The 4,956-nt window shown below is 75.0% G+C and carries 1 protein-coding gene; it reads left to right on the top strand.

Annotation, left to right across the window (positions count from 1 at the left end; all coding sequences use genetic code 11):
- Window positions 1-4,956 (top strand): SDR family NAD(P)-dependent oxidoreductase (locus ABTY59_RS37605; protein ID WP_352023657.1); only part of this gene is annotated, 4,956 nt, incomplete at both ends.

Below are 4,956 nucleotides of genomic sequence, written 5' to 3'. Positions count from 1 at the left end.
CTCGGCGACCCGATCGAAGCACAGGCCCTGCTCGCCACCTACGGCACCGAGCGCGACGGACACCCCCTCATGCTCGGCTCCCTCAAATCCAACCTGGGCCATTCCCAGGCCGCCGCCGGCGTCGGCGGCGTCATCAAGATGGTCATGGCGCTGCGCAACGGAGAACTCCCCGCGTCCCTGAACGTCAGCAAACCCAGTGAGCTGGTCGACTGGACCAACGGCGGCGTCCGGGTCCTCACCGAACCCCACCCCTGGCCCACCACCGACGGCAAGGTCCGCCGCGCCGGCGTCTCCTCCTTCGGCATCAGCGGCACCAACGCCCACGTCATCCTCGCCGAGGCCCCGGCCGAGCAGCCGACGGCGGAGGCGACGCGGGACGAGGCGCCCCGCCAGGACGGCTCGGGACTGCCGTGGGTGGTGTCGGCCCGTTCGCCCGAGGCCCTGGCCGAGGCCGCCGGCCGGTTGGCCGCGCGGGTACGGGCGCTGCCGGGGCTGGGCTCCGCCGATGTGGCGCTGTCCCTGGCGACCGCGCGCTCCGCCTTCGAGTCGCGGGCCGTCGTGCCGGGCGCGGAGGGGCGCGAGGGGCTTCTCGCCGGTCTCGACGCCCTGGCCTCCGGGGAGGTCGACGGCGTGGGCGGCGTGTCCGCCTCCCGAGCCGTGTTCGTGTTCCCGGGGCAGGGTTCGCAGTGGGCCGGCATGGCCACCGAACTCCTCGCCACCTCACCGGAGTTCGCCCGCGTCATCGCCGACTGCGAGACGGCCCTGACACCCTTCGTGGACTGGTCGCTCACCGCCGTCCTGCGCGGCGACGACGACGCCCCCGGCCTCGACCGCGTCGACGTCGTCCAGCCCGCCTCCTGGGCCATGATGATCGCCCTCGCCGCCCTCTGGCGCGCCAACGGCGTCAACCCCACCGCCGTCGTCGGACACTCCCAGGGCGAGATCGCCGCAGCCGTCGTCGCCGGCGGCCTGACCCTCGAAGACGGCGCCCGCATCGTCGCCCTCCGCTCCCAAGCCCTCCGCGTCCTCTCCGGCGGCGGAGGCATGACCTCCTTGAAGGTCCCGGAGGCACGGGCCGAAGAGCTCCTGGGCCCGTGGGACGGACGCATCTCCGTCGCGGCCGTCAACGGTCCCTCGTCGACCGTGGTCGCCGGGGAGCCCGGAGCGCTCGACGAACTCCTCGCCCAGTGCGAGGCCTCGGGGGTCTGGGCCCGCCGCATCCCGGTGGACTACGCCTCCCACTCGGCCCACGTCGACGAGATCAAGGACACCCTCGCCCACGAGCTGAAGGACGTCGCGCCCCGATCCGGCCGGATCGCCTTCCACTCGACGGTGACCGGTGGGGTCCTGGACACCGCCGAGCTGGACGGCTCCTACTGGTTCCGCAACCTCCGCAGCAAGGTGCGGCTCGCCGAGGTCATCGAGCAGCTCACCGCTCCCGACGTCGTGTTCGTCGAGGTCAGCGCGCACCCCGTACTCGTCTCCGGCATCACCGAGACGCTCGCCGACACCGGTGCCGTCGTCGGCACCCTCCACCGGAACACCGGCGGCCTCGACCGGTTCGTCCAGTCCGCCGCCGAGGCCTGGTCCCACGGCGTCACCGTCGACTGGACCACCCTCCTCGCCCCGTACGACGCCCACACCGTCGACCTCCCCTCGTACCCCTTCCAGCGGCAGCGCTACTGGCTGGAGCCCGAGCCCGCCTCCACCGACGCCCGCGGGCTCGGACTGGCCTCGGCCGGACATCCGCTCCTCGGCGCCGTGGTCGAGCTGGTCGAGGAGGACCGGCTGGTGTACACGGGCCGGCTCGGCCTCGACACGCAGCCGTGGCTCACCGATCACGCCGTCCAGGGCACGGTCCTGCTGCCCGGCACCGCGTTCCTGGAGCTCACGATGGCCGTGGGCGCGCGGGTGGGGTGGCGACGGCTCGCCGAGCTCACCCTCCAGGCGCCGCTGGTGCTGCCGCCCGGGGACGCCGTACAGCTGCGGGTGACCGTCGAGCCGCCCACCGCCGACGGGCGGCGGGAGCTCGCCGTGCACTCCCGGTCGCAGGGCGCCGACGCGGGCGCGCCGTGGACCCGGCACGCGGCCGCGCTGCTCGACCTCGACGACGAGGCCGCCGACTTCGAGGCCTCGGACTTCGAGCCCGCGCGCTTCGAACTCGCCGAGTGGCCGCCGCCGGGCGCCCGGGAGATCGACGTCGAGAGCCGCTACGACACCCTCTCCGAAGCGGGCTACGACTACGGCCCCGCCTTCCAGGGTCTGCGCGCCGCCTGGCGCGCCGGACGGGACGTCTTCGCCGAGGTCGCCCTGCCCGCCGAGCTGGACGCCACGAGCTACGGGGTGCACCCGGCGCTCCTCGACGCGGCCCTGCACGCGGTCGGCCTGCTCCGCGAGGACGCCGGAACCGTCCTGCCCTTCTCCTGGTCCGATGTCACCCGCCACGCGGACGGCGCGGACGTCCTGCGGGTGTGGCTGAGCCCGCGGGGCGACGGGGTGGCCCTGCGCGTAGCGGACGGCGCGGGGAAGCCCGTGCTGTCCGCGGAGGGCGTCACGATGCGGCCGTTCACCGCCGACCTGACCGCGGGACAGGGCGCCGACTCGCTGTTCCGGCTGGACTGGCAGCCGGTCACCGGCTCCCCGGCCGACACCGACGTGTGCCTGGTCGCCGACCTGGCCGACGTGCCGGAGCAGGTGCCGGGGCTCGTCGCCGTACGATGTCCGGTCACCGGGCGATGTCCCGGCTCGACGGACGACTCCGAGGGCACGGGAGCCGGTCTCGCCACGGCCGCCCACGAGGCGGCGCGTTGGGCGCTGGGCCTGGTCCAGGAGTGGCTGGGCGAGGCCCGCTTCGCCGGTGCCCGCCTGCTGGTGCTGACCGGGGGCGCCGCCGGACCCGAGGTCGACGACCCCGCCCAGGCCACCGTGTGGGGCCTGGTCAGGACCGCCCAGTCCGAGCACCCGGACCGTTTCGCCCTGCTGGACTCGGACCGGGAGCACGACGCCGGGACCGTGCCCGGGGCCGTCCTCACCGAACCCCAGCTGGTCCTGCGGGCGGGCACGCTCCTCGCCCCCCGCCTGGTCCGGCACGTCTCCGCCGGCGACCCGACGGCCGCCGCCCCGCTCGACCCGGACGCCACGGTGCTCGTCACCGGCGGAACCGGCGTGCTCGGCGCCTCGGTCGCACGGCACCTGGTCACCGAGCACGGCGCCCGCCGTCTGCTCCTGGTCAGCCGCCGCGGCGCGGACGCCCCGGGAGCCGGGGAACTCGCCGCCGAGCTCACCGGGTGGGGCGCCGAGGTCACCCTCGCGGCCTGCGACACCGCCGACCGGGACGCGCTGGCGCGGCTGCTGACCGGCGTGCGGCTGACCGCGGTGGTCCACACGGCGGGTCTGCTCGACGACGGTGTCGTCGAGTCCCTGACCGAGGACCGTCTCTCGGCCGTGCTGCGCCCCAAGGTGGACGCCGCCGCGCACCTCGACGAACTGACCGCGGACCAGGACCTCGCGGCCTTCGTCCTCTTCTCCTCGGTGGCCGGCGTGCTCGGCAACCCGGGCCAGGCCAACTACGCGGCGGGCAACGTCTTCCTCGACGCGCTCGCCGCCCGCCGCCGGGCCGCCGGGCGGCCCGCGACCTCGCTCGCCTGGGGCCTGTGGGCGGAGCGGACCGGCCTGACCGGTCACCTGGACGAGGACACCCTCTCGACGCGTGGCATCGCCCCGCTCACCACCGAGCAGGGCCTCGCGCTCCTCGACCGGGCGCTCGCCGACGACGACCACCCCGTGCTCGTTCCGGCCCGTCTCGACCCCGCCTCCCTGCGCTCCGACGCGCTCGCCGGGACGATGTCCCCGGTGCTGCGTTCCCTGGTGCGGGTCCCGCAGCGGCGTGCCGGCGAGTCCGGTCTGCGCCGCAAGCTCGGCCGGATGTCGGAGGAGGAGGGCCGTCGCCTGCTGCTCGACGTCGTGCGCGCGCAGCTCGCGGCGGTCATCGGCAGCGAGTCGACGGACGGGATCGACCCGGACCAGCCGTTCAAGAGCTTCGGCATCGACTCCCTGCTCGCGGTGCAGCTCCGGAACCGGCTCAACTCGGCGACGGGTCTGCGGCTTCCGGCCACTCTGGTCTTCGACCACCCGACGCCGTCCGCCGTCGTCGCGTTCACGCTCGCGCTGGCTCGGGAGCGCGCCGAGAGCGCCCCGGCGCTGCCCGTCGCCGCCGCCGTCCCCCGTACGGACGACGACCCGATCGTGATCGTCGGCATGGGGTGCCGTTTCCCGGGTGGCGTGGACTCCCCCGAGGCGCTGTGGCGGGTCGTCGCCGAACAGCGCGACGTCGTCTCGGAGTTCCCGGCCGATCGCGGCTGGGACCTCGACACCCTCTTCCACCCCGACCCGGACCACTCCGGTACGTCGTACGTCCGGCACGGCGGCTTCCTCCACGAAGCGGGCGAGTTCGATCCCGCCTTCTTCGGGATCTCGCCGCGCGAGGCGCTGGCGATGGACCCGCAGCAGCGGCTCCTCCTGGAGGTCTCGTGGGAGGCGCTGGAGCGGGCGGGCATCACGCCCGGTTCGCTGCACGGCAGTGACACCGGGGTGTTCGCCGGCGTGATGTACCACGACTACGGCGGTGGCGGCCGGCTTCCTGAGGAGGCCGAGGGCCACTTCCTGACGGGCACCGCGGGCAGTGTCGCCACCGGCCGCGTCGCCTACACGCTGGGCCTCCAGGGCCCGGCCCTCACCGTCGACACGGCCTGTTCGTCCTCGCTGGTCGCCCTGCACCTGGCGGTGCGCGCGCTGCGGTCGGGCGAGTGCTCGCTGGCTCTGGCGGGCGGCGCGGCGGTGATGTCCACGCCGAACACGTTCATCGAGTTCTCGCGGCAGCGGGGCCTGGCGGCGGACGGCCGCTGCAAGTCGTTCTCCGCGGACGCCGACGGCACCGCCTGGGCCGAAGGCGTCGGC

The sequence above is a fragment of the Streptomyces sp. NPDC096079 genome, from assembly GCF_040303145.1.
Lineage (GTDB): Bacteria > Actinomycetota > Actinomycetes > Streptomycetales > Streptomycetaceae > Streptomyces.
This window is presented reverse-complemented; position numbering and strand designations above follow the sequence as displayed.